We start from the raw sequence: 24,959 nt of genomic DNA on the forward strand, positions 1-24,959 counted from the left end.
TCCTCCTTCTCCGGGAAAGACCCCTTCATCAACGCAACAGGGCCGTTCCGGTTCTTGTCCGGAACGGCCCTGGAGGGATGGAGAGTGGTGCCTCTCCACTCTCAAACCTCAACTCTCCTTAGAAGTCATAGCGGTAGCCCACGCTTCCGTTCACCGAGTTGGCTCCATCCCGGAAGTCCGCGTTGCCGTTGACAAACACCGTTCCCTGTGTTCCCACAGGCACACTGAGTCCCGCTCCGATTTGAAGCGCGGTCGTTCCTACCTTGGCACCCCTCACCGTCTGCGTGTAGCCGGGGTTGGCCAGGAAGCCCACCCCGGTCTCGCCGCGGCGGTCTCCCATGTCCTGGGCTACGTTGGCTCGGAATTCCACCAGTGCCTCGCGTCCGAAGAGGTTGCTGCCCGCCAGCCCCATCCAGCGGCCGCCAAGCGCCACCGTTCCCGTCGTCCATTCCTGCTTGCCTACATTCAGCCCCGCGTTTCCGGCTCCCGTTTCCGTGTATCCGTCCATACGGGTGGTTACCACCGAGACGTTGGCCAGCGGTTGCAGGATGCTGCTCTTGTCTTCATTGAGGTAGATGTCGTAGGTGAGTTCGTACATCGCTCCAAAGCCCCACCCGTTGGTGTTGCCCTGCGTGCTGTAGCTGCCTTCTCCGTAGTTGACCGTCCGGTTGAGCTTGGCGTCGTTCCACCCGCCCGTCAGGATGAGCGTGTGGGCCCATCTCTTGCTCTGGTAGCGCCCGAAGAGGTTGGCGTAGTAGCTGTCCAGGTGGCCGTCGGCCGTGTCCGCCGCACTGGCCGTCAGGTCCCCATAGTTGGCCGTGAAGGCCGCCCCCATGGTGAAGTGGTCGCTGAGGTCCACGTCCATGCCGACGGTTCCGCCCCAGGTGGTGAGCTGGTAGCCGCTTTCATCCCCCTTGGTGTCCAGCTTGCTGTAAGAGCCTGTTCCTTCCATCCACATGTGGAAGTAGGGGAGGTCTTCGTTGATGTAGGCAGGGTTGACGCCCATCAGCGTAGTGCGGTTCCTGATCCAGCCCATCTGGTCGCGCAGGGCGTCTTTCTGCGCCGTTCCCAACGCGTTGACCGTGCTGCCTGCGGCGGCGGCCAGCTTGCGGGTGGCGGAATTCATGTCTCCGTTTTCCATATCCCTTGCAATGGAGTCGGAAACCAGGTAGAGATTGGAGGTCTGGTCTTCCGCAATGAGCCACTTGCTTGCATCCAGCAGCACTCCCCCGGAGGTGGAGTTATGGGTGGTGGAGGCGTCCAGGTAGGGATTCTCCGTACGTTCGTCTCCCCGCAGGAAGATATTGCTTCCCTCCGCTTCCAGGCGCAGGTTGTAAAGCAGGGAGAGGAATCCGGCGGTGAGTTTGTAGCCGCTTCCCAGCGTAGCCGTGGTGCCGTCCGCCCCTTCCAGCAGAACAAGGTCCAGCCTGCGGTCATTTGCGCTGAAGGAGGTGGAGGTATTGTAGAGGTTGACGGCGGCATCTCCCACGCTGACAGTTCCGGTGGAGGATACGGCGGTACCCAGGCCGGAGGTGGAGCCCGCATTCATGTAGATGTTCAGCGTGGAGCCATTGCCCATGCTGAAGTCCCCGCTGGTTTTCAGATGGGGCATTCCCGTGTCGGAAACCAGGTTCAGGGAGGCTCCGGCGCCTGTATCCACCTGTCCGTAGGTCAGGTCGTCCCCCTTGAGAACCAGGGTGCCTCCGTTGATGGAAAGGTTGATGTCCGCGGAGCCGGGGCCAGTGAAGGTTTGCGTGCCGGTTCCGTTTTTACGGATGGTGCCCGCGCCCTGGAAGTCTCCGGAGAAGAGCGCCGTGGCATTGTTCAGCTCAAGCGTTCCTCCGTTGAGGTTTACGGTGCCGTCTCCCGCCAGGCCGCCCAGGCTGAGCGTGCCGTCCACCGTGGTGGAGGCTCCGTCCCGGAGGGCCAGCGTGGTGTCATTGCTGATGGAGCCGCCCGCCGCCAGGGAGAAGACGCTGCCATTGCCGCTGATGGTGAACGTTCCGTTCCCTGTGACAGCTGCGGCAAGCGCCGTGGAAGAAAGAACGGTCAGTTCAGAGCCTTTCCCCAGGCCAATGGAGGAACCCGCGCCCGTGGCCAGGCTGTTGGCCGCGGCCGCGGCGTTTTCTCCGAGGGACAGCAAGCCGTTCACGTCAAGCGCCTCCATGGCGCTGCCTTTCCCGGTCAGGTTCAAGACGGCGTCCTGCGCCACCGCGGCATGCGCCGTCGTCAGCTTTCCGCCGATGCTCAGGGCGCCTTCCGCCACATCCAGATAACTTGTCCGGACGTTTCCGCCAATGTTCATGGCATACCCGGCGCCTTCCTTGCGGATGGCGGCGTCTCCTTCAATGGAGCCCTGGTAGGTGGAATCCGTGATGTCTCCGGTGTTGGTCAGGACGACGGTCAGGCTGGTATTGGTCCCCGTGTTGATCATGGCGGTGGAGAGCGCTCCTTCCAGATTGTTCAGGTGAAGCTCCTGCGTTCCGGTCATGTCTATATTGATGACCCCGTTGTTGTGGATGCCTGCCAGAGCTTCCACAATGTCCTTGTTTCCGTCTTGAAGGGTGAGGGGGACGTCCCCCGCGTTCTGCACCAGCCAGCCGGCGGCGGGAGCTCCGTCCCGTGGTGACAGCACCAGGGAACCTCCCCTGGACGTGACGCCGGAGCCGAAGATGGAGTCAAAAATATGGTAGGGCGTGTCAAAGTCCACCGTGGTTCCTTCTTCCAGATTAAGCGTGCCGTTGGTGATGCGGATGGAGGCGTCGTTCAGGTCCGCCAGAAGGGCCGCTACCGCGTCGTCTGTCAGTTGGAGCAGCAGGTCTCCGGAAAGGGTGACGGTGCCGTCCGCGGCGGTGGAGAAGGAGAATATCTCTCCGCTGCCGCCTCCCACCATGCCTGAAGAGATGCCCAGCGTGCTGCCGGACAGGGAAATGTTCCCGCCCCCGATGTCCGTGACATGCGTGGCCTGGTCACCCGTGCGGCTGGCCGCCCCCTGGAAGGATTTAAGGTTGCTGCCGGACATGCCGCCCATGGAAACGGCGGTGGGTTCCCGGCCGGGAGTGTCTTGCCGGATGGAGACGTTTCCCCGGGCGTTCTGCGCTCCCGCCAGGGAGCCGTAACCCAGGAAGATGTCTCCGGCCAGGGCCGCTCCGTTCATATTCAGGAGGCCGCCGTTAACGGTGGTGTCTCCGGTGTAATTGCTTCCTGCGCCGATGGAGAGTGTTCCGTCCCCTTCCTTGACCAGGGAGCCTTCCCCTCCCACATTTCCGTTGAAGGTGATGTCCGTTCCGTTGGTGTCAATGGTATTGGCGGTCCCCGATTTCAGGGTAACGGTGTTGGAGGCCACGTTCTGCTCCCATTGCTCCGTGGCCCGGATGGTGGCGTTGTTCAGTTCCAGAACCGTGTTGGCGTTGAGATTCAAGCCTCCGGCCCCCAGCTCCGCGACGGTATCCTTGTTGCCATCTCCCGTGCCGCCGCCCAGAATGAGCGTTCCGGCCTGGGTGCTTTTGATTCCGCGGGCCGCTATGCCGGCGCCGGAGAGCTGGAGCTTCTGGCCCGCGCCGCCGTTGGTGCGGAACGTCAGCACATGGTCTCCGCCGATGATGTCCCCGGAGATGATGGAAGTGCCCGGGCTGTAAACAATGACGCTGGCGTCAGCGGACAGGGTAACGTTGCCCGTCATGGTAACGCCGTCCATGCGCAGTGCTCCGTTTCTGTCATTTCCCGTCCCGGTGCCTGTCCCGGCAATTGTAAAATCCTGTGCCCAGGTTCCGCCGGCCATGTAAAGATGGGAGCCGGCTTCTACCGTGATGTCCAGATTCGCATTCAGGTTGTTTCCATTGCCGCCTTTGAACCGCTTGTTGCCTCGCAGGACCAGTTCTCCTTCAAATCCGGAGAAGATGGCTTTATTGATGGCGGCTTCATCCGTTCCGGTATTGTTCAGGATGAGGGTGCCGTTTCCCGTTACGGCATTGGAGAAGAGGGTCTGCTCCTTATCGGTGACATTGGCGGCGATGGAATAGAGCAGGGTTCCGTTTTCCTGCACCTCAATTCCTCCGGTTCCCAGGCCCGTTCTGGTTCCATAGTTAAAGGACAGCGTGCCCCCCGTGATTTGCGTGCCTCCCGTGTAGGTATTGGCTGCGTTTCCAATGACGAGCGTGCCGTCTCCGGCCTTGACTAGTTTTCCGGCGGAGCCGTCTGCCGTGTCTGACAGGATTCCCGCCAGGGTGGCCGTGCCGTCTCCGGCTACGGTGAAGAGCCCGTCGCCCGTCATGGAGATGTTATTGGCAAGGGTGACGGAATGATTCAGGATGAGCCCGGTGCCCGCGGCCATGGTGATGCCTCCCGTGCCCAGGGCCTGGGCGTTGTTGAGCGCAATGCTGCCTTTAAGGAGCTCCGTTCCTCCGGTATAGGAGTTGGCCGTGTTGATTGTCAGGGTGCCGTCTGCATTCATCGTCAGCTTTCCGCTGCCCGTGAGGGAGCCGCTGCCGCCAAAAACATAGCCGTCCGCCGTGACCGTCATGGAACCGGGGCTGACATTGCCGGAAATGGTAACATCGCGTTTGTCCGCCGCGGCGGTCCCGTCAAAGGTGACATGGTCCCCCGTGTAAAATTTGTTGTCATCGCTCCCGGAGATGTTCCAAGGGGAATTGGCCCCGGTTTCTCCCCCGGTGGTCCAGATGCCTTCTCCGGCGCCGTTCCAGGCCAGATGGCCGTTTTCCCCCTTGTTCGTGATGTTCAGGACAAGGGATTTGCCGTCACCGGACACGGCGATGCTGCCGGAAGCCCCCCGGTTAAGACCGAGGAAATGAAGTTCTCCGTTATTAATGAAGCTTCCTGTAGCGGTGGTGAACAAGGTGTATTCATTCTCCGTGGAGGTGGAAAGGTCAATGTTGAAGGACAGGCCGCCCACTTCAACGGCAGCCGTTCCCGTGTAGGCAAGCTGGTCGTGCTCCGCTCCGTTGATGTCCATGTAGACATTCACCCCTGTGCTGAAAGCCAGGGAGGAGACGCTGACATTGGAGATCGTGCCCGTGCCCCCCAGATTCAGGGAACCTCCCGTAACGCTGACGTTTCCGGCTGTATAGTCTCCCGCGGCATTGCCAAGCTGCAATATTCCCTCTGAGGAAGTGATGCTGCCGTTGTTGACTCCCGCAAAGACGAAGGCGCCCGCTCCGGACTTGACCAGGCCGACGTTGGCGCCAATGGTTCCCGTAAAGGTATTGAGGTCTGCCTTTTGCTTCAGGTTCAGCGTGGTTGTGGTGTTTCCGTCTCCGTTAACCGTTCCGGTGAGGGACCCCTGGCCGTTCAGGCCGGCAATGGTGGCGGTATTCTCCGCGTTATTGATGGACAGGGTGCTGTTGGCAAGGAGCAGGTTGACGGTGGCATTCTTCAGGGCATCCTGATGACGGAGAACGACGGCGCGTCCTACGGCTGTTTTGTCCGCCGCAGATGTAGCGGACCCCAGGTTAAGGGTTCCGGTGAAATTTTCCCCGGAAGCGGCAAGGTTCAGGATGCGATCGGTATTGTTGCCGATGTCGCCGGTGGCCTGTACAAGAAATTGCAGCGTTCCTTCACCGGAGAGCCCCTGGGTTTCAACGAAAATAGGGCGGTTCCATCCGGATATCCAATCGGTGACGTCTTCGGAGGAGTTCCCTATCCGGACGCCCCCGCTGATCAGGTAAGGCTTGCTGTCGCTATTGTTTGCATTGGAGAACTGGATGGTGGAACCGTGTGCGAGGGTAATCAGCTTGTTGAACCGGAAAGCGGCATTTCCTCCTCCATTCAGATTCAGGATACCTCCGTTTTCTATGCTGACGGCAAAGTTGAAATTCAGCGTGGCGCTTGACGTCTGATTCAGCTGAACGGTCCCTTTTACGATATGGAGCAGCCCTGTAAAGTCGTCGCTCAGGCTGGAGCTGTTGCCGATAACCATGTTATTGGCGCCGGTTTTTCTCAATTCCCCGCTTCCGCTGATTTTTGACCCAGTGTAATTGACGGCTGCATTGGTTGCATCAAAATTCAGGCACCCTGCGTTGATGGTGAGGTTTTTATTGAAATCACCCGCATTGAAGGCAAGCGTGAGGGTTCCCTCGCCGTCTTTGACATAGGCATACTTGGTGCGCGCAAAAGCTGACCATGTGACGTCATTTCCGTTGGTGTCAATGCGTATGGTATCCTTGCCGGAGGCCGCGCTGTTCATATTGCTGGAGATGTCCGTGGTGACGCCCTCCCCGTATTTGACGGTTCCTCCACCCCAGCTGATTTTTCCTGTTCCCAGTACGCCGTCTGCGCCCAGTTCCAGAACGCCTCCGTTCAGGTTGATGGTGCCGGAGAAGCCGGGATTGAGCGTTTCAAGCCTCAGCGTGGAAGTTCCGGATTTGGTGAGGGGGCCGTTCCCAGCCAGGGCTCCGTCCCCTTTCAGCGTGTAATTGGTGGTGTCCGAATTGAAGGTGAGCCCTGCCGGCGTCACTGTCCCGGAAAGGAGCACCTCCACCAGGTCCTGCCCGTCAATAGTTCCAAAAATGACGGTATCCGCATCCGTGTAAACCGCATTGTTCGCCCATGGTGAATCGTCCGGCGTTCCGTTCAGGGTCCATACATTATTGCCGGCTGTTCCTGCCCAGGCCAGCTCGGCTGCCGTGGCGGAAGGGGGGAGAGAAAGGCTGGCGAGGAGAGCCGCCAAGAGTGTCATAGGCAAATGCAGTTTCATGACAAAGAGTGTTGAGGTATTTATATATTGTTGATTATAAACGTGTAAGACTAATTCTGGTCTTTTGTTCTAATTAACCTATAGAATTGGCGTATTGGTGTCAATCTGTTTTTTCAACGGATGGCGGGCATCGGATTCGCAATCCGGAGACGGGCTTCATGTTTGAATAAAAAAGAGTTATGCCGGACAAACTTTTTAGCGAAGAACGGGATTGTCCCGTTTTTCCGGGGGCTGGCACAGAAGGGAGGGAGATTTTTCTTCCTCATGCCGGATAGGGGAGGGAGTCATGAGGTGCTCATACACAAAGCATTGTTTCCTTGGATGGCCTTGACCGCTTGAAATAAAAAAATCTATTTTGTGAAAATTTTTATATCGTTAAAAATATGAACGGATTGCGAATCCGATGAAAATGAACAAGTTGATAATTTGTTCATTATAAATTGCTTAAAATGAGTTCTCAAGTGAAGAAACGCTTTAATAATGGCAAAAATACAGCCCGTCCTCCACGGTGTTCCTCCCTTGGGAAGGAAAGAGGCTTCTTTCACCTGTCCCGCTTGTTGCGGTTAGCTGGATGGATCTTTTCCGGCCAGGAAATTTCCTGAAAGAGGAAAGAAAATATTTTCCCGTCTCCTATTAAAAATTGTTATAAATAATAATAAATTTGAATTATTGGTAATGTTCTTTTTCTGAATTCAAGAGAAATGAAAAATCGGGAGACGAATGGCTCCGGGGTGATACGGGCGGGAAACCGTTTTCTTTCACGGAAGGTTTTTCAAACGGCAAGACGTTGAAGAAAAAATATTTAAACGGTTCAGCGGCGTCAGAGCTGTCTGCGGCCGGGGGTGTCATCCTGCCCGTTTTTCAGGAAAAGAGGAAAAGCGGACCCGCATCATTGGTGTTGTTTTCCTGCGGAAAATGGAGCTCCCAGGGGAGAGTCCGGCTTCCTTCTCCCGGAAACCATGAGACGGAGGGAAACGGCAATAATCAGCAGCTCCAGTAAAAAAGACCAGTGCAGCAGGAAGTTCAGCCACCAGGGATGATGCTGCGCCGGAACGTTGGCCAGAGCGTAAAGCCGCATGGACCACGGAGCCAGGAGGGGAATATCTCCCACAATGCAGTCCAGGAGAAGGTGCAGGAATCCGCTCGTGGAAAAGACGAACATCCATGTTCCGCCCGCGCTCCGTGGCTTGATTCGGCTGACGCTCCATGCAAGGAGCATCAGCGCGAGCCAGACGGAAGGATAATGCGTCCAGTAGGAATGATGGTGGTGCTGGCGGCCGTCCAGGGTATAAAAATAAAACAGGTCCAGGTCCGGGGCAATAGCCCCCAGCAGGGCGGCGGTCATGACGGCCTTCCTTGCCGGAGGGCGGGAACGGATGGCTTTTGCCAGAAGATAGCCTGCGGGCAGATGGGCGATGAACATGGCCGTTCAATAGGGGAAAGGCGGTCACAGACGGGCAGCCTGGTGCGGATTATCTGGAAAAAGGTTTTCCCATTCAGTCAAAGAATAGCTCCCCGTCTCCGCCGCCACGGAAGAATAGACTGCTCCAACAACGCCGGGTGGAGGATTCTCCCGGAGGAGGGACAGTTTCTTAATCCGGCTTCCTCCCGATTCCGCATGTCCGTGCAATGCTTAAGGACGTTTTTTCATCAGAGGCGTTTTTCCGGTCCCGGCATACTCCGCGCTGGCGGTAATGGTTCGGAAAATCGCGGAATGGCTGGCGGCCTGCACAAGAAGGCAAGGGAGGGAGGAAGACCAATTTTCCACAGGGGAGGGGAGAAAGTTGAAAAAACGGGGAGGCTGAACTTTCTCAGCCTCCCCGTTGGAGAGGGGGGTTATTTGCCGGATTTGCCCAGCTTGTACCCGGCGTAGGTTTCCGTATTGTACAGGGGCTGGTTTCCCGGAACGGCATAGCCGATGGCTTTGCGGATGGCGAGGAAGTCATCAACGCCTTCAGGTCCCACCTGGTTCAGGGGGGCCTTGTGCAGGCCGGCCATCAGCACCATGCGACAGTAGGCGTCCGCGTTCTCCATGAACCATTCCGCTTCCTCCACGTCGCGGGCCCCGGCAATCACGCCGTGGTTTTCCATGAAGACCACGGTGGACTGTTTGGCCGCTTCCGCCACGGCTTGCGCCGTTTCCGGAGAACCGGGCGTTCCATAGGGAGCCAGCGGTATGTGGCCCAGGAAGATGTCCGCTTCCGGGTTGATGCCGGAGGGGGGAACCTGCCCGGCGAACAGGAAGGCATTGCAGTGCGGGGGGTGGGCGTGGATGCAGGCGTTGACCCCCACGGATTTCATCATGGCGATGTGCGTCTTCACCTCGCTGGTGGAGGGGCGGATGCCCGCCTTCTGGCGCGCGTCCATGTCCACCATGCAGATGTCTTCCACGGTCATGAAGCCCTTGGAGCACAGGGTGGGGGAGCAGAGCAGCAGGTTCTGCGCCACGCGCACGGAAATGTTGCCTCCGTTGCCGTCCACATATTCGCGGTTCCACAGGCGGCGGCCTATGTCGCACATGCGTTCCTTAATCACCAGGATTTGCGGGGAGTGGAAGAATTCATTCACTTCCTCCCGCGTGACGGGATTATATTTTTCCCACGGGAACACCTTGTCCGGGAGGGGAGGGGAGATTGACCAGTCTTCTGACATATATAGTTGCGTGTTAGTGATTGAGATTTTCGTAGGCGGCCTCCTGGGGCCCCGGCATGTATGTCCGGTAGGTGATGCCGAAGGCGTCCCTGGCTTCTTCCGGCGTAGAGTACACCCCGGCGCCCGCAAAGGCAAACATGGATGCGCCCAGCACGGTACTTTCAGATACTTCAGAGACCTTCACGGGAATCCGCAGGATGTCCGCGCGCATCTGGGTCCAGACGCTGTTTCTGGCGCCTCCGCCCACCAGGATAAGGAATTCGCTTTTGAAGCCGCCCACGGATTCCAGGCGGCGCAGGCGGGATTTCAGACGCCAGGTGAGCGCCTCCATGGCGGCGCGGTAGATGTGGCCGCGCGTCCTGCCCAGCACCAGGCCGTTGATGGAGCCTTTCCGGTTTCCGGAGGCCAGGAAGTCCGGGACCATCGTCACGCCGTCGCAGCCGGGGGGGATGAGGGCTGCTTCCGCATCCATGGTATCGTACGTTTCACCATGGAAGCAGGCGGCTTTTACCCATTCAATGATTCCGGAGCCGAGCCATTGCAGGCCGGGGTTCAGAAGGCCCGGCTCCGCGTCAAATTCCGCCGTGGCTCCGTCCGCGTAATCTTCCGGAGTCAGCCGGGCCTGCGCGGAGCGCGCCATCAGGATTTCCCAGGTGCCGGAGGAGAGAACCGGCTGGTCCCGGTCCGCGCCGGAACCGAAGATGGCGAACTGGGTGTCATGCCCCGCGGAGATGACGGGAACGCCCGCCAGGGCCGGGATGCCTATGGACGCCGCCGCTTCCGGCGTGAGAACGCCGATGATTTCTCCCGCGTCCACGGTGGGGGGAAAGAGGTCCCGGCGCAGGCCGAGGCGGTCCAGAATGAAGGGGGAGAAGTCTCCCGTTTCCAGGTCAGTAAGCTGGGAGGTCCCGGCCATGGTCCGGTCCGTCGCCATGATGCCGGTGAGCTTGTACGCCAGCAGGTTGGAGATGAAGAGCCACGCATGGGCCTTTTCCAGCAGTTCCGGGCGGTTTTCCTTGAGCCAGACAAGCTTGTAAATGGTGTTGAAGGCAAAGGCGCCCACGCCGGAGATCCAGTCAAGCTCCTCCTGGGAGATGTACTTGCCGATGTGTTTCATGACCTCCGCCGTGCGGGGGCATTTCCAGGAAATGACCGGGTAAAGCTGCCGCCCTTCCGCGTCCACGAGCGCGCCGTCCACGCCGAAGGTGGTGACGGTTACCGCCCGCACCTTGTCCGCGTCCAGCCCGTTCAGGGCCTGCACGGCGCATTCGGAAAGCTGCTGGAAAATCCGGTCCGCGTCCCAGACATGGAACTCCGGATTTTCCTCACCGGGCAGCGTGGCGTTCGGCTGGGAGGCCTTTCCCGCGATCACGCCTTGTTCATCCACCACCATCGCGCGCACGTTCGTCGCGCCGCAGTCCAAGCAGAGAGAATACATGAGTTAAGAGTGAATAGTTAAAAGTTAATAGGTATCGGGGGGTGCTTTTTGAGCTGTTTTGTTAATGGAAACGAGCATTTTAAGGATTTCCGTGCAGTCCTGGTTGATAGAGGAGTATTCCGGTTCCGTCAGGCTCCCGGTGGCATGCAGCAGTTTAAGCCAGGTATGCGTCTCGGAACATTCCTTCAGGGCAATGCGGGCTTTGGAAAAGAAGTCCCTTCTGCTGCTCCCGTAAACAGCTTCGGATAAATTGGCAGCAATGCTCGTACCGGAACGTATGAGCTGGCTAAGCAGTTCCCGCTCAACATCCTGCTTTTTCAAGTGCCTGCATAATTGAATAATGCGGACCGCGAAGGAAAAGCTTTTAGCGGAAACGAGACTTTCTGCCATGTTTTATCCGAAGCTGTTAACTATTACCTATTAACTGTTACCTTCCGTTTTCAGTATTTTCCGTATAATGGCCCATAGTTGGAACAGGCGCGGAAATCGGCGCCTTCCGGGTCTGCGGTGCCGTGGAGGCCCCAAGCGGAGGGACGGTAGATCTGGTCGTCCGGAATGTTGTGGGCGTATACGGGGATGCGCAGCATGGAGGCCAGCGTCAGGATGTCCGCGCCGATGTGGCCGTACGTGAAGGCTCCGTGGTTGGCGCCCATGTTGGCCATGACGCTGTAGACGTCCGTGAAGGCTCCCTTGCCGGTCAGGCGCGGGGCGAACCAGGTGGTGGGCCAGCCCGGATCGGTACGTTCATCCAGCGTCTTGTGCACCTTGGCAGGCAGGTCCACGGACCAGCCTTCCGCCACGATGAGGACGGGACCCAGGCCCTTGACGATGTTCAGGCGCATCATGGTGACGGGGGCTCCGCCCTGGGTGACGTAGTGGACGGAGTAGCCGCCGCCGCGGAAGTATTCCCGGTTGGCCGGGCACCAGACGGCTTGTTCCATCATGGTTTTTGCGTCGTCCGGGGTGACGTCCCAGTGCTTCTTCATGACGGGCTTGCCGTCCTTGTCCGTGCAGGCCATGCAGCCGTCCAGGGCCGCGGAGCCGGAGTTGATGAGGTGGATGATGCCGTCCTTGGCGTGGCCTTCCAGCTTGTAGCCCGTGACACGCTTCACGGCTTCAGGGCTCCAGTAGGTGCGCACGTCCGCAAAGACGTTGGCCTGCCCGGTAAGCAGGTAGCCGAAGAGGAGGCAGGCCCCGTTCAGGGAATCGTTCTCCGTGGCGAAGGGCATCGGCGCGCGCGGGCCGTTCCAGTCAAAGGTGGAGTTGAGCAGGGTTTCCGCAATGTCTCCGTTCGGGTAGAAGTCCGTCCAGTGGCGCTGGCCCTGGAAGCCGCCGGCAATGGCCTGGTAGCCCAGGGATTCTTCTTCGCGGTCGATTTTCTTGAGCTTGGGGTTGCCCTGCATCATGTCCCGGAAGATCATGGCCATCAGCACGCTTTCCTTGAAGGTCTTGCGGCGTCCGGCTTCGTCCAGCTTCAAGTCCGGGCGGTTCTTGTCTTCCGCAAACTTGAAGACGGCGTCCGCCCATTCCATGGCGAGGTCGAATTCCGCTTCATCGTAAATCTTCTGGTCCATCCGGCGGCGCACTTCCGTCATGTCCACGGCCTGCACGCGGATGCCCAGGTAGTTTTCCCAGAAGGACTGGTCCACAATGGAGCCGGCAATGCCCATGGAGCAGCCGCCGATGGAGAGATACCCCTTGCCGCGGAGGGTAGCTACGGCCAGGCCGGCACGGCAGAAGCGCAGGATTTTTTCAGCCACGTCTTCCGGAATGGAGGTATCGCCGGCGTCCTGGACGTCTTTTCCGTAAATGGAAAAAGCGGGGAATCCCTTCTGGTTCAGGCCCGCCAGCGCGGCGGCCAGGTACACGGCGCCGGGGCGCTCCGTTCCGTTGAAGCCCCAGATGGCCTTGGGGGTGAAGGGGTCCATGTCAAACGTCTCGCTGCCGTAGCACCAGCAGGGCGTGACGGCCAGGGAGACGCCCACGTTGTTGGCCTTGAATTTGTCCGCACAGGCGGCGGCTTCCGCCGGACCGCCGATGCAGGTATCTGCGATGACGCACTTGACGGTTTCTCCGGAGGCGTGGCGGATGTTGGCCTCAATGAGGGCCGCGGCCGCCTTGGCCATGTTCATGGTTTGGTCTTCCAGGGATTCCCGGACGCCGAGGCGGCGCCCGTCAATCGTGGGGCGGATACCGATGGTTGGTAATGCTGTTTTCATATCTTGCGTAGGTGATGTGAAGAGGGGTTATGCCCGGGCGGGCGCTTCTTCTTCCTTTTTCAGATGGGTGTTACGGAAGAAGAAGCCGTAGATTAGTACCACGGCAAAGCAGATGATGGGAATAAAGAAGGATGACCGTACCGCTTTTTCCACAAAGTTTTCCTGGGCCGTCTGGAATTGCTTCATGTCCAGGGGATGGGCGATCAGGTCATTCAGCACGTTCGCCTGGCCTCCGGAAAGCGTGGTCAGCGCCGGAATCAGGGAGAATTGCTGGATCTGCTGCTCCCGGTCCGCGGGGGCGGGCAGGCGGTCCAGGTTGGCCTTGAAGACCGCCAGTTCCGCAGGCTTCAGCCCGGAGCAGCCGGGCAGGGATTTGGCCGCCTGGTCAAAGGCTTCCCCGTCCAGGGCATGGAGGGAAAGGAAAGTGTCCAGGTTTTTCTGGAACTTGGCGGCGGCTTTGGCCTCTTCCTCGCCCTCGGAGGGATTCGCTTCCGACATTTTGTAAAGAGCCAGCATGGCTCCGGAGACGGACTTGCGGGAGTCCGCCGCTTCCGCCTGGGCGATCAGGGGGCGGTCAATGGATTCAAAGTAGGCCACCTGGTTTTTCACCGTGGTGTTGTCAATGCAGGAACCCATGTACGGGGTGATGACCGCGCCGCCCAGGATGGCCATGATGAGGCCCGCGGCGCCCAGCTTCACTTCGGAACCCAGCCCGCGCAGGGCGATGCCGTAAATGGTGGGGAACATCAGGGACATGCAGCCGGAAATGCCCACCAGCGTCCAGACGGAGATTTCCTTGGGCAGGTACATGGTGCCCAGGCAGCAGAGGATGCCCGCAATGGCGAAGAGGGACATCATGTTGGCCGGGTTGAACTTTTTCATCAGGGCCGTGGTGATGGCGCGGCAGGCGATGAACAGGACGATGGAGAAGATATAGTAATTGGAGGCCGCCGCTTCCTGCATGCCGGGGAAGACGGACATGATGTACTTGATGGTCCATGTCCAGACGGCGATCTGCACGCCCACGTAGAAGAACTGGGCCACCACGCCGCAGAAGTAGCGCGGCAGCTTCACCAGCTTCATGAGCTGGCAGCGGTAGTCCGGCATGATGAGCAGGAAGGCGATGGGGCCCACCATCATGATCAGGATCTGCTGCACCATGCTGAATTCAAAGGTGGAATAGTACTGGAACAGGAAGGGGATGAGGATGAAGGCGACGCAGAGGCCCAGGCGGCCGAGCTTGGAGGAAAGGGGCTGCGTGTTTTCCTGGGTGGGCACGCTTTCGTCGTCGGACTTGTAGCGGCAGAAAAAGAACCAGATGACGGCGGCGATGGCCACCAGGCCCACATACGGAACGCACACCCAGAAGAGTTCATCGCTGACGATGGCGTTCAACTGTTCCGGGTCCATGGCCTTGCGGGTGTCCATGTCCGCGTCATTCAAGTGCGCGAGGATGAAATATTTGGCCAGGAAAATGCCCGTCAGGGAGCCGATGGGGTTGAAAGCCTGGGCGAAGTTCAGGCGGCGTACGCTTGTCTCCTGGGACCCCATGGAAAGGACGAACGGGTTGCAGGTGGTTTCCAGGATGGAGAGGCCGCCCGCCAGGACGAAGATGGCTACCAGGTAAATGTCAAAACTTTGCCCGATGGCGGCGGGAATGTAGCACAGCGCGCCGATCATGTAGAAGCCCAGGCCGATGAGCACGCCCGCCTTGTAGGAGAATTCCTCCAGCAGGATGGAGGCGAAAATGGCAAGCACCGCATACGCCCCGTAAAAGGAGATTTGCACCCCGGCGGATTCCGAAGCGTTAATCATGAATATCTTGCTGAACGCCGGAACCAGGTTGTCCGTCATGTTGTTCAGCAGGCCCCACAACGCAAAACAGGAGACCAGCATGAAGAACGGCAGCCGGTATTGTTTGGGAACGATCGGCACGGTAGAGGTACGGTTGTTGTCCATATTACTTTTCTCAATCTCTCACACGGAAGGCGACGCGTCAATTTGGAAACGGGGAAGAAGTTGGGTTTCTGATTCTTTTCCATGCACCCGGACAGCCGCTTCAAATTTTTCCTATGCTTTTGGCCCTAGGTAAGCGATTGACTCCTGCGCGGTTTCATGGCGACTGCGGGAGATGCGTTTCCACATTCCGCTGAAAATCCGGGGACGAATCCTTGTTGAACGGCGGCATTGCACCGGATGGATGCCTGCGGGCCTGAGACACGGTTTTGAGGAAAGGGAGTTTTCTCCACTGTTTCTTCAGGGGACGCTTAGCGCATGGGAACAGGAGAGGAAGCCAGGAGGAATTGACCGGAAAAGGGACCGCACTGGATCGGCGGAAGGGCTTCTGTGGGGAAAATACATGTTTTCAGATTAATTATTGATTGTTTTTCAATAAATCATACTATGGTAGGTGAAACTTTAATGTTATGGAAAAATCAAGCGATGTAAAAAACAAGGCCGCGGAGGAGCGGAAAGATGTTCAGAACGAACTGTCTGTTGAGGATCTGAAAAAAGGGGATGTTCTGCTGTTCTCCGTGCTTCAGGGGGATACCATTTCTTCTCTGATCGGATTGCTGACGGGATCCGATGTAAGCCATGCCGCCCTTTATGCCGATGAGGAGAAGGAAACCTTGCTTGAAGCTACCGGAGAACATCCTGTCCTGGAAAATCCGGCCCGGCAAAGGTTTGCAGGGCGTACCATCCACGTTTACAGAAACAGGAATCTTCCCTCGCTGGAGCCGGTTGTTGAAACAGGCAGGAAATACCTGCAGCAGAAGCTGCCGTATGGAGGTATTTATATGCTGGGGCTTCTTCTGATCACTTCCAAATACTCCAGGTTCCGTTGGGACCGGGAGACGGCGGCAGCCGCCGTCTGCCTGCTGGCATCCACTTACCAAGTACTGCGGTCCCTGCTGGAAGGCAGCCATCCAACGGCATTTTGCTCGCAATTTGTAGCGAAGTGTTATGAAGAAGCCGGCGAGCCGTATCAGTTGCATTACAAGCAGCCGGTTATTCCTCTGGATGCTGCCACCGGGCCGGGAGGGCAGTCTCTTTTGTCGAAAGCCCTTGAAGAAATGGAGTCCGGAGAATGGGACGTTCCAAATGTCCCGGACGGGGATGAGAAGGATTTCATGATGCAGGGGATGGCTGAAAATGTTTTCGATCCGGAGAAGCACGGCGCCATCCTGTTGCAGGCCGGGAGGGATGCCATGGCGGCGGAGTTGGAAAACCGCGAATTCCTGTGTTCTTCATTCAAGGAAAAAATAGAGCTTGTCATGTGGACGGCTCGAGTGGCGTACGTCTGGTATTGCCTTGTCACCCACAAGAAAGACTGGAAAAGCCTGTGGAGCCGGCAGGCCCAGAAAGAAGCCCTTCTCTGGCTCAATGAACATCGCTCCTCCTTCATTGCTCCGTCTGATTTCAAGAATACGGAGGAACTGGCCTGTGAAGGCTGCATTGCCGGAACCGGCCATTAAGACCATTCCATATATCCCTGGGGCTTTCCAGGCATGGCCGTGGTCCCTCTTCGGTCAATTGCGGCTGCCGCCCTGACCGTCTCCCGCAGAAATTTTATCCGGAAAGAAAGAGGGCGGGCCTTCTGCTTGACTCTTGTTGACGGAATGTTTAAGCAGGGGAGTATGAAGAAATTCATTCTCCCCTGCTGTCTTTTCCTGATTTTTCCTTTTGCCTCTCCTGCCGTAGAAAATCCGGTGGCCGTTCTCCCGGCTTCCGGCGATAAGGAGGAGACTCCCCTTTCCTCCGGAGAACTGCTGTCAGACCATGTGGCGGAGGCGGAGTTTACCGGGATCATTCACCGCAAATGCAGGTTCCTTACTTCCCTGTGTCCGGACAAGTGCGACCACGCCAAGGATTTTGCCGTGTTCAAAATCATCAAGTATCTGGATTACCGGAAACCCGGCAAGTACGGGGATGAAAAGCAGGAACAGCTGATGATTGACGTTAATCCCGCCCACAAGCCCATCCTGCAGGGCGCGGACATCCTGAAAGAGGTAGCCGCGCTGAAACCGGGGGACAAGGTGGTCCTTCACTGGTCCCATTACTACATGCACAAGGATTCCAGTTCCTTCCCGGAACGCCCCGTGATTTCCATAGAGCCGGCTGCTTCTTCCGGTGAGGAAGCGAAGGATTGAGGACTGGTCTTTCTACAAGCTTTTCAGGCAGGACTGGACGCAACGGAAAAGGGTGTGGTAGGAAACAGGCCGGCAATGACGCGGGCTTGAGCAAGATTGCTGCGGGCTGCTGCGTATTGTCCTGCGAAACACACCATAAATACGATGCGTTTACCTTTGAATAAATTAACGGGACTTGCCCTGCTGTGCGCCCTGGGCATGTCTATTCCCGCAGCCTTGGGCACGGAAAGTTTTGAGCAATCCAAACGCGGCAAGTTCACCACTCTCTCCACCAAGTACGGCCCCATGTCCTGCCGGGACGGCGTGGCGGAAATCGGGGGAGGGGGAAAATCCGGAAAGTCTTCCCTGCGGATGTTCGGCGGCCAGGATACGGAACTGAAGCTGGACTTGAAGGATACGCCCTCCAGGGAGGTCCGTCTGTCTGCCTGGGCGGAGCGCTGGACCGGACAGGCTCCTTTTGAATTTTCCATTGTGGCCGTAGGTCCCCAGGGAGAAAAGAAGATCTATGACGGCAAGGATATCAGGACGGGCGGCTTCAATACCAAGATAGAAGCCCGCGTCCCCGCCGGAACGCGTTCCCTGGTGTTCAAGCTGACATCTCCGGACAACAAGGGGATGAAGCTGGACGACCTGTTTATCGTGCCCTGCATTCCCATGAAGGTGAATCCGCAGGTGGAGATGGCCTCTTCCGCCTATCCGGTGATGGTGCGCATCCCGTGCAGTCCCGTGCTTTCCCTGAATGTTCAGACGGAGGGGTGCCTGAATCCGCAGTATCTGACGGCCGTGAATCTGGATTTTACGGGCACGACGAAGCTTTCCGACATTGACTCCGTGACCGTGATGCGGGGGGAAGAAGCTCCGCCCATCCACCACGGGGAAGACCCGTTCCCGAAGGACGCTTCCCAGGTGCTGGGCACGGTAAAGCTTTCCGGCTCCGCCAGACCCCAGATTTCCGTGAAGGGAAAGCTGGAGCTGGAACCCGGAGACAATCACCTGTGGGCTTGCGTGACGATGAAGAAAGGCGCGTCCCTGGACGGCAAAGTTGTGGTGCGTCCGGCGAGCGTCGTGGCGGGGAACAAACTGATGAAGGTGGCGAATGCCGCTCCCGTGGCGCAGCGCATCGGCGTGGCCGTAGTGAAGCACGGGGATTTCAATTCCAAGTTCTACCGCATTCCCGGCCTGGACCGTTCCAGGAAAGGAACCCTGCTGGCCGTGTATGACATCCGTTACAACCATTCCGGCGACCTTCCGGCCAACATTGACGTGGGCGTGAGCCGCTCCACGGACGGCGGCCGCACCTGGTCCGACGTCAAAATAGCCATGGATGATTCCAAGATTGATCCCTCCCTGGGAGCAACCAAGGGCGTGGGGGACCCGGCCATTCTGGTGGATGAAAAGACGGGCCGCATCTGGGTGGCCGCCATCTGGAGCCACAAGCATTCCATCTGGGGCAGCAAGTCCGGAGACAATTCCCCGGAAGCCTGCGGCCAGCTGGTACTGGCGTACAGCGATGACGACGGCCTTACCTGGTCCAAGCCCATCAACATTACGGAACAGACCAAGGACAAGGACTGGCGCATCCTGTTCAACGGCCCCGGCAACGGCATCTGCATGAAGGACGGCACGCTGGTCTTCGCCGCCCAGTACTGGGACGGCAAGGGGGTGCCGTGGTCCACCATCGTTTATTCCAAGGACCGGGGCAAAACCTGGCACTGCGGCACGGGCGTCAACGAGCAGACGACGGAAGCCCAGGTGATTGAGCTGAAAGACGGCTCCATCATGATCAATGCCCGCTGCAACTGGGGCGGCTCCCGCGTGGTGGGCGTCACGAAGGACCTGGGCAAGACCTGGGAGAAACATCCCACCAACCGCACTCCCCAGTTGAGGGAACCCGTCTGCCAGGGCAGCCTGCTGGCGGTGGACGGAGTGCCGGGCGCGGGCAGGGTGGTCCTGTTCTCCAACCCCAACACCACCTCCGGGCGTTCCCACATGACCCTGAAGGCCTCCACGGATGACGCCGGCTCCTGGCCGGAGGACAAGTGGCTCCTTTACGATGCCCGCAACGGCTGGGGGTATTCCTGCCTGGCTCCTGTGGATAAAAACCACGTGGGCGTTCTGTATGAATCCCAGGGAGCGTTGAACTTCCTGAAAATCCCGTACAGGGATGTGCTGAACGCGGGCAGCGCGCGCTGACGTTCGGGCAAATCATTTCCGGGCCGCTTCCTTCAGGGATGCGGCCTGTTTTTGCAGGTGTGGGTCTTTGAGAAGGAAGTTCTCTGCTGCGCTTCAGAGAAATTTCAGGTAAGAAGGCCGGGAAACCGGATTATCCGGTTTCCCGGCCCTTGTAAATCAAACAAACCACGTTTCTCCCCGGCAGAAGGGAATGTCCTTGGACCGTGTACCGATTCAGAACCCCCCGATGCCTGCGGGCCCCGCGCCCGTCTTTTGAGAGGTCACTCCAGAAAAGAAGCCAGCGCCTCCTTCAGCATGTTCCGGGCGCGGAACAGAAGGCTTTTGGTGGCCGGAACAGTCATCTCCAGCGTCCTGGCTATCTCCTCGTAAGGCATGTTTTCAAAGCGGCGGAGCTGGACGGCCAGGCGCGCCTTCTCCGGCAGGGCGGCGATGGCATCATCCACGGCCCGCTGGAGTTCGGTATGCTCCAGGGCCTCGTCCGGAGCCTGGGAGGGCTCCAGAAACACGGTCATGCCGCCTTCCTCCTCCATGGCGTCCGCGGAGGTGGTGGGCTTGCGCTTCTGGCGGCGCACTTCATTGAAGACCAGATTGCGCAGAATGGTGAACATCCAGGTGGTGAAGCGTGCGGAGGGCTCATAATTCCCCGCTCCCTTCCAGATGCGGATAAAAACCTGCTGGGCGATGTCGTCCACCTCCGGCCCGTTATTCAGCATGCGGGCCACGGTGGCGTACACGGAATTCTGGTGCCTGCGGATCAGTTGTTCCATGGCGGAGGCATCTCCATCCCTGACTCTCAGCATGAGCTGGGCGTCCTCGTCCGGTTCGGCGGATGGCATGTGTTGTGCTTCGTCCATGAAATTCCCTTGTATAAACCCCGCGGGGGGAGGAAGGTTGCATTTGGCGGCCCGGAGGCCTGTAAAAAATTTCTATCCCATTTTCCGGGAACTGACGAGCCGAAAAAAGGTCTTTCTTTTTCCGGTTTAAAGCCCGGGAGGAAGGAAAACGCTTGGATGCCGCCGGATGCCGTGGTACTTTCCCTCCAAGTTCGGCAGGGGTGCCAGACAATAAAGGCTGAGATTGCGCGGCGGCATGCCGTCTGCGCGGAACCCTTCAAACCTGATGCGGATAATTCCGCCGCAGGGAGTTCGATCAAGCGGGCGTGCCCGTTTTGCGCGGAGCTTGTTTTCCCCCGTTGCCGGTACTTGAACAGAGCAACCATGCCATGAACGATACCGCCAAATTGTCCTATCCCGGGTCCCGCCGCATTTATGTTCCGGGCCATCTGCATCCGGACGTGCAGGTTCCCATGAGGGAAATCCTCCTGAGCGACACCCTGCTGCCTGACGGCGCCACCCATGAAAATGCGCCCGTGCGCGTTTACGACTGTTCCGGTCCGTGGGGGGACGAAGCTTATGAAGGAACGGCGGAGCAGGGGCTGCCTGCCCTGCGCGCAGCCTGGATACGGACCCGCGGAGATGTGGAGGAAGTGGAGACGGAACAGGGAGTCTGCCTCCGGTCCGCCGGCGCTCCCGTGACGCAGCGGCATTACGCCCGTCAGGGCGTCATTACGCCGGAAATGGAATTCGTGGCTATCCGGGAGAACCTGGGCAGGGAACAGGCGTTCAAGGCGGTATATGACCGTTACCCCCGTGGAAAGAGCCGCCCGGAAGAGGCTCAGGCCGTACTGGATGAGCTGACCATGATGCCGCGGCCGTCCGAGCTGGAAGCGCAGGAAGGGTTTGGCCCGTCCAGCATGGTGGCCCGCGACCGCCTGGACCACCAGCACGCGCCGGAGCGCCGGGGCGGCTGCCGCATGCCTGCCTATTTTACGCCGGAATTCGTCAGGGACGAGATTGCCGCCGGGCGCGCCCTGATTCCTGCCAACATCAATCATCCGGAGTGCGAACCCATGGCCATAGGCCGCAATTTCCTGGTGAAGATCAATGCCAACATCGGCAACTCCGCCCTGGGGTCCAGCATTGAGGAGGAGGTGGAAAAACTGCGCTGGGCCATCCACTGGGGGGCGGACACCGTGATGGACCTTTCCACCGGAAAGAACATTCATGCCACCCGTGAATGGATTCTGAGGAACTCCCCCGTTCCCATCGGGACGGTGCCCATCTACCAGGCGCTGGAAAAGGTGGGCGGCAAGGTGGCGGACCTGAGCTGGGAAATCTTCCGTGACACTCTTCTGGAGCAGGCCCGGCAGGGCGTGGATTACGTCACCGTGCACGCCGCGCTGCTGTTCCGGTTTGTGAACCATACCGCCCGGCGCATGACGGGCATCGTCTCCCGCGGCGGTTCCATCATGGCGCAGTGGAGCATGATTCACGAACAGGAAAACTTCCTTTACGTCCACTGGGATGAAATCTGCTCCATCCTGGCTGCTTACGACATTGCCGTCTCCATCGGGGACGGACTGCGCCCCGGCTCCGTGGCGGACGCCAATGACTTCGCCCAGCTGGCGGAGCTGGAAGTGCAGGGGGACCTGACCATGCGCGCGTGGAAGGCGGGCGTCCAGGTCATGAATGAAGGGCCGGGCCACGTGCCCATGCACCTTATTGCGGAGAACATGAGCAAGCAGCTGGAATGGTGCATGGAAGCCCCGTTCTATACGCTGGGGCCGCTGGTGACGGACATAGCCCCCGGCTATGACCACATTACCGGGGCCATCGGCGGAGCCATCATCGGCCAGCGCGGCTGCGCCATGCTCTGCTATGTCACCCGGAAGGAACACCTGGGCCTTCCGGACCGGGAGGACGTGCGGGAAGGCGTGGTCACCTACAAGCTGGCGGCCCACGCCGCGGACCTGGCCAAGGGACATCCCTCCGCCCAGTGGCGGGACAACGCGCTGGCCCAAGCCAGGTTTGAATTCCGCTGGGAGGACCAGTTCAACCTTTCCCTTGATCCGCAGAAGGCGCGTTCCTACCATGACCTGACGCTGCCCCATGCCAACGCCAAAAAGGCCCACTTCTGCTCCATGTGCGGTCCGGACTTCTGCGCCATGCGCCTGAGCCAGGACATCCGCCGCCGTTCACAGCAGTAGGGAGCCGGAGGCGCGGCGTTCCGGCTGCGGCCGTGGGAGCATCTGAAAAAGAATGACAAGGGCAGGGATGGTGTTATGATGCCTCCCAGGATGAAGAATTCATATGTTCCTGTGCTTGGCATTCTTTCCCTGGCTTCTGCCATGATTTGTTCCGCTTCTCCCGTCTGGGAGACGAACTGGAACAAGGCTCTGGAGAAAGCCGGCAAAAGCGGGCAGCCGGTGCTGGCTGACTTTACCGGTTCCGACTGGTGCCCGGGGTGTATTTATCTGCGCAACAATATTTTTGATACGGAGGCCTTTTCCAAATACGTGGAAGACAACAACCTCATGCTGGTGGAGCTGGATTTTCCCAGGAAGGAGGGGAAAATGCCTCCGGAACAGCTCAAGTTCCATGAAGAGCTGATGCGCCGTTACGGAATCTCCGTGTTCCCCACCGTTCTGCTGATGGAAGGGAATGGCGCTCCCTATGCCAAAATAGTAGGGCCGTCCAGGACGGCGCAGGAATACCTGGAAAAACTTGAGGCCGCGGGGGAGGCAAGGATGAAACTGAAAGAAGCCGTGGCTGCTGCCCGCGCGCTGGAAGGAAAGGAAAAGCTGGAAAAACTGGTTCAGGCCCTCAAGCAGCTTCCGGAAGACTTGCAGCCTTATCAAAAGGAATTGATCGCGGAAATCTCCGCCCTGGACCCGGAAGACCAGTACGGATTTTCCGGAAAGGCTGAAAAAGCCGTAACCATGGCGGCGCAGCGGCTCATGATGGAGCAATTTTACAAAAAGCACGCTGGCTCCTTTTCCCCGGAAAAAATCCGGGCAAGCCGGGAGGAAGCTTTGCAAATGCTGGAGAAGCGGAACCTTCTGCCGGCCATCCGCCTGGAAATAACCAAATACGTCAGCGACGGGTATGCGCTGGAGCGCAATTATCCCAAGGCCCTGGAGTATCTGAAAATGGCCCGTGACGCCGATCCGGAATCTCAAGCGGCCAAAAAGCTGGAGCCGTGGATAGGCAATATGCAGAAAGTTATCAATAAGGGTAAGTAGACCCTGTTCCAGAAGGCATCCCCTCTCCCCGTGAACAGGGGAACCATATTCCATCTATTATTTTAAACAAAAAAATGAACTTGCTGCGCTATGATTGATGAAGGAACCGAACATGCAGAAATGAATACGTCCGCCTACATCAGGGAAGAGGAAGTAAAGGAAGAAGACAGCCATTTGCTGAGCTGGGATGAATGGCTGCGCAGGCACGTCGCTCAATTGTTGCTGTTTGCCCGCCAGCAATCCCGTTCGCCGGAAGATGCGGAGGACATCCTTCAGGATGCCCTGATACGGCTGGCCAGGAAAGAAGCTTCCGGGGAATTTGTGGGGGGCCAGGAGGCGTGGCTTTCCTATGTATTTGCCTCCATCCGGCGCCTGGCGGTGGACTATGGCCGCAAATCCGACAGGCGCCAGAAGAGGGAGGATGAGGCCTGCGCCGCCGAACAGGACGGGGATATTTATGCGGACCCCTGGTTTTCCAGCGCCGCGGCGGACGAAGAACTCAAGCAATTCATGGAAATGCAGCTCAAGAAGCTCCCTTCCAAATTCTCAGAGGTCATTGTCCTGAAAATATGGGGGGAACAAACCTTTCAGCAAATTGCGGAAACGCTGGAAATCTCACAAAACACGGTGGCGAGCCGGTACCGCTATGGAATCGACCTGCTCCGTAAGGCGCTGAGAAATAAAAAAGAACAAATTTAACGCCGCACCCCGCTCTTATGAAACATGAAACAACATCATCTGCCGCAGGGGAGGAAGGCGGCGGTACTGCCGCCATGCAGCCCCTTCCCGTATCCGATGAACTGATTTCCCGCCTGGCCGGAAAGTGTGAGGAAATCTTCCCCCTGAATGCCCGTCTCCGGCATGATGAAATCTCTGATGAGGAACTCCGTGAGATGGAATCCCTGTTGAAGCGTTTAAGCCCTTCTCCCGCGAGGGTTCTGTTCAGGGAACAGTGCTGTTCCCTGATGTGCGCTGAATCCGAGCGTGAAATGGAAACCCGGTTGAAAAGGCTTTCCGCCTCGTCCATTCTGGAATTCTCCGTGTGCAAAATGGCCCGGGCCATGGACTGTGCCGGGGAAGTGAAGCAGGAAAAAACGGTGAAAATGCCCCTGTGGCGCCGGCTGGTCTATATTTCCGGCATTTCCGTGGCCGCCGCCGTGGGCGCTGTCCTGATTATGCAGAATACGCTGGCGCCGTCCGGCGGCACGGTGGCCGGAGGGAACGGCATGGAAGCCGGGGTTGAAAAGGCGCAGGCGCCGATGCTCCCCGGAGAAAAGCGTGAACTGCGGAAGCCCACCCTTTTTGAATTGCAGGGAGGGGACGAACGCGTGCCCGTGATCGCCCCCGCCGTCATCCGCAGGATTCTTCCTGAAAAGGAATATTGAGAAGCTGCCGTCTGGGGCAATGGAGGAATTTTTCTCTTTCCGTGCACCGTCGGTGACGTTGCGCAGGCCGGAATCTTTTGCGCCCGGCAGTGCGGCCGTAATCGCGTATGGCCCGGTTGTTCACATGA

The 24,959-nt window shown here is 58.5% G+C and carries 14 protein-coding genes, 1 pseudogene and 1 riboswitch; of the genes and pseudogenes, 7 read left to right on the forward strand and 8 right to left on the reverse strand.

What is annotated here, in order from left to right; translation table 11 throughout:
* Positions 1-118 precede the first annotated feature (118 nt).
* The 7 genes and pseudogenes from HHJ06_RS04935 to HHJ06_RS04965 all read right to left on the reverse strand — a co-directional run.
* Positions 119-6,694 carry an autotransporter domain-containing protein gene (locus tag HHJ06_RS04935; RefSeq protein ID WP_251841428.1) on the reverse strand — a complete coding sequence of 2,192 codons (6,576 nt, stop codon included), beginning with the start codon at positions 6,692-6,694 and terminating at the stop codon, positions 119-121.
* Between the two features lie 907 nt (positions 6,695-7,601).
* Entirely contained in the window at positions 7,602-8,135 is a 534-nt protein-coding gene (locus HHJ06_RS04940) for a metal-dependent hydrolase (protein WP_215428149.1), read from the reverse strand.
* 413 nt (positions 8,136-8,548) lie between these two features.
* Complete coding sequence (locus HHJ06_RS04945) at positions 8,549-9,364, reverse strand: class II aldolase/adducin family protein (RefSeq protein ID WP_215428152.1); 816 nt, start codon at positions 9,362-9,364, stop codon at positions 8,549-8,551.
* A 13-nt stretch (positions 9,365-9,377) separates the two neighbouring features.
* Positions 9,378-10,802 carry an L-fuculokinase gene (fucK, locus tag HHJ06_RS04950; RefSeq protein ID WP_215428154.1) on the reverse strand — a complete coding sequence of 475 codons (1,425 nt, stop codon included), beginning with the start codon at positions 10,800-10,802 and terminating at the stop codon, positions 9,378-9,380.
* 24 nt (positions 10,803-10,826) lie between these two features.
* The gene (locus tag HHJ06_RS04955; protein ID WP_215428156.1) at positions 10,827-11,192 is read right to left on the reverse strand and encodes a four helix bundle protein; all 366 of its coding nucleotides are present in this window, start codon (positions 11,190-11,192) and stop codon (positions 10,827-10,829) included.
* Positions 11,193-11,242: 50 nt separating this feature from the next.
* Positions 11,243-13,021, reverse strand: coding sequence for an L-fucose isomerase (locus tag HHJ06_RS04960; protein WP_215428159.1), 1,779 nt, complete (start codon positions 13,019-13,021; stop codon positions 11,243-11,245).
* Positions 13,022-13,594: 573 nt separating this feature from the next.
* Positions 13,595-14,980 (reverse strand): annotated as a pseudogene (locus HHJ06_RS04965) (sugar MFS transporter); the annotation flags it as partial.
* A gap of 467 nt (positions 14,981-15,447) precedes the next feature.
* Here HHJ06_RS04965 and HHJ06_RS04970 point away from each other — a divergent pair.
* The 3 genes from HHJ06_RS04970 (at position 15,448) to HHJ06_RS04980 (ending at position 19,365) form a co-directional block, all read left to right on the forward strand.
* Entirely contained in the window at positions 15,448-16,497 is a 1,050-nt protein-coding gene (locus tag HHJ06_RS04970) for a hypothetical protein (RefSeq protein WP_215428162.1), read from the forward strand.
* A gap of 162 nt (positions 16,498-16,659) precedes the next feature.
* Positions 16,660-17,172 carry a hypothetical protein gene (locus HHJ06_RS04975; protein ID WP_215428164.1) on the forward strand — a complete coding sequence of 171 codons (513 nt, stop codon included), beginning with the start codon at positions 16,660-16,662 and terminating at the stop codon, positions 17,170-17,172.
* A 198-nt stretch (positions 17,173-17,370) separates the two neighbouring features.
* Positions 17,371-19,365, forward strand: a complete 1,995-nt coding sequence (locus HHJ06_RS04980) for a sialidase family protein (protein ID WP_215428166.1) — start codon at positions 17,371-17,373, stop codon at positions 19,363-19,365.
* 260 nt (positions 19,366-19,625) lie between these two features.
* Here HHJ06_RS04980 and HHJ06_RS04985 read toward each other — a convergent pair whose 3' ends face one another.
* Positions 19,626-20,219, reverse strand: a complete 594-nt coding sequence (locus HHJ06_RS04985; RefSeq protein WP_215428168.1) for an RNA polymerase sigma factor — start codon at positions 20,217-20,219, stop codon at positions 19,626-19,628.
* A 186-nt stretch (positions 20,220-20,405) separates the two neighbouring features.
* Positions 20,406-20,526: riboswitch (TPP riboswitch) on the forward strand.
* Positions 20,527-20,587: 61 nt separating this feature from the next.
* Between HHJ06_RS04985 and thiC the strand changes: the two genes are divergently transcribed.
* The 4 genes from thiC to HHJ06_RS05005 all read left to right on the forward strand — a co-directional run bounded on the left by thiC (position 20,588) and on the right by HHJ06_RS05005 (position 24,831).
* Complete coding sequence (gene thiC, locus HHJ06_RS04990; protein WP_215428169.1) at positions 20,588-22,411, forward strand: phosphomethylpyrimidine synthase ThiC; 1,824 nt, start codon at positions 20,588-20,590, stop codon at positions 22,409-22,411.
* Positions 22,412-22,501: 90 nt separating this feature from the next.
* Positions 22,502-23,446 (forward strand): thioredoxin family protein, encoded by a 945-nt coding sequence (locus HHJ06_RS04995; RefSeq protein ID WP_215428171.1) that lies wholly within the window; start codon positions 22,502-22,504, stop codon positions 23,444-23,446.
* Positions 23,447-23,566: 120 nt separating this feature from the next.
* Positions 23,567-24,145 carry an RNA polymerase sigma factor gene (locus HHJ06_RS05000; RefSeq protein WP_251841424.1) on the forward strand — a complete coding sequence of 193 codons (579 nt, stop codon included), beginning with the start codon at positions 23,567-23,569 and terminating at the stop codon, positions 24,143-24,145.
* 17 nt (positions 24,146-24,162) lie between these two features.
* The gene (locus HHJ06_RS05005) at positions 24,163-24,831 is read left to right on the forward strand and encodes a hypothetical protein (protein ID WP_215428174.1); all 669 of its coding nucleotides are present in this window, start codon (positions 24,163-24,165) and stop codon (positions 24,829-24,831) included.
* The last annotated feature ends 128 nt before the right edge of the window (positions 24,832-24,959 follow it).

This window comes from Akkermansia muciniphila (genome assembly GCF_018709685.1).
Lineage (GTDB): Bacteria > Verrucomicrobiota > Verrucomicrobiia > Verrucomicrobiales > Akkermansiaceae > Akkermansia > Akkermansia muciniphila_E.

Bases quoted from the DNA above. Each gene is read 5' to 3' on its own strand.
- HHJ06_RS04935 (WP_251841428.1), bottom strand. From the start codon at position 6,694: ATGACACTCTTGGCGGCTCTCCTCGCCAGCCTTTCTCTCCCCCCTTCC.
- HHJ06_RS04940 (WP_215428149.1), bottom strand. From the start codon at position 8,135: ATGTTCATCGCCCATCTGCCCGCAGGCTATCTTCTGGCAAAAGCCATC.
- HHJ06_RS04945 (WP_215428152.1), bottom strand. From the start codon at position 9,364: ATGTCAGAAGACTGGTCAATCTCCCCTCCCCTCCCGGACAAGGTGTTC.
- fucK (WP_215428154.1), bottom strand. From the start codon at position 10,802: ATGTATTCTCTCTGCTTGGACTGCGGCGCGACGAACGTGCGCGCGATG.
- HHJ06_RS04955 (WP_215428156.1), bottom strand. From the start codon at position 11,192: ATGGCAGAAAGTCTCGTTTCCGCTAAAAGCTTTTCCTTCGCGGTCCGC.
- HHJ06_RS04960 (WP_215428159.1), bottom strand. From the start codon at position 13,021: ATGAAAACAGCATTACCAACCATCGGTATCCGCCCCACGATTGACGGG.
- HHJ06_RS04970 (WP_215428162.1), top strand. From the start codon at position 15,448: ATGGAAAAATCAAGCGATGTAAAAAACAAGGCCGCGGAGGAGCGGAAA.
- HHJ06_RS04975 (WP_215428164.1), top strand. From the start codon at position 16,660: ATGAAGAAATTCATTCTCCCCTGCTGTCTTTTCCTGATTTTTCCTTTT.
- HHJ06_RS04980 (WP_215428166.1), top strand. From the start codon at position 17,371: ATGTCTATTCCCGCAGCCTTGGGCACGGAAAGTTTTGAGCAATCCAAA.
- HHJ06_RS04985 (WP_215428168.1), bottom strand. From the start codon at position 20,219: ATGGACGAAGCACAACACATGCCATCCGCCGAACCGGACGAGGACGCC.
- thiC (WP_215428169.1), top strand. From the start codon at position 20,588: ATGAACGATACCGCCAAATTGTCCTATCCCGGGTCCCGCCGCATTTAT.
- HHJ06_RS04995 (WP_215428171.1), top strand. From the start codon at position 22,502: ATGAAGAATTCATATGTTCCTGTGCTTGGCATTCTTTCCCTGGCTTCT.
- HHJ06_RS05000 (WP_251841424.1), top strand. From the start codon at position 23,567: ATGAATACGTCCGCCTACATCAGGGAAGAGGAAGTAAAGGAAGAAGAC.
- HHJ06_RS05005 (WP_215428174.1), top strand. From the start codon at position 24,163: ATGAAACATGAAACAACATCATCTGCCGCAGGGGAGGAAGGCGGCGGT.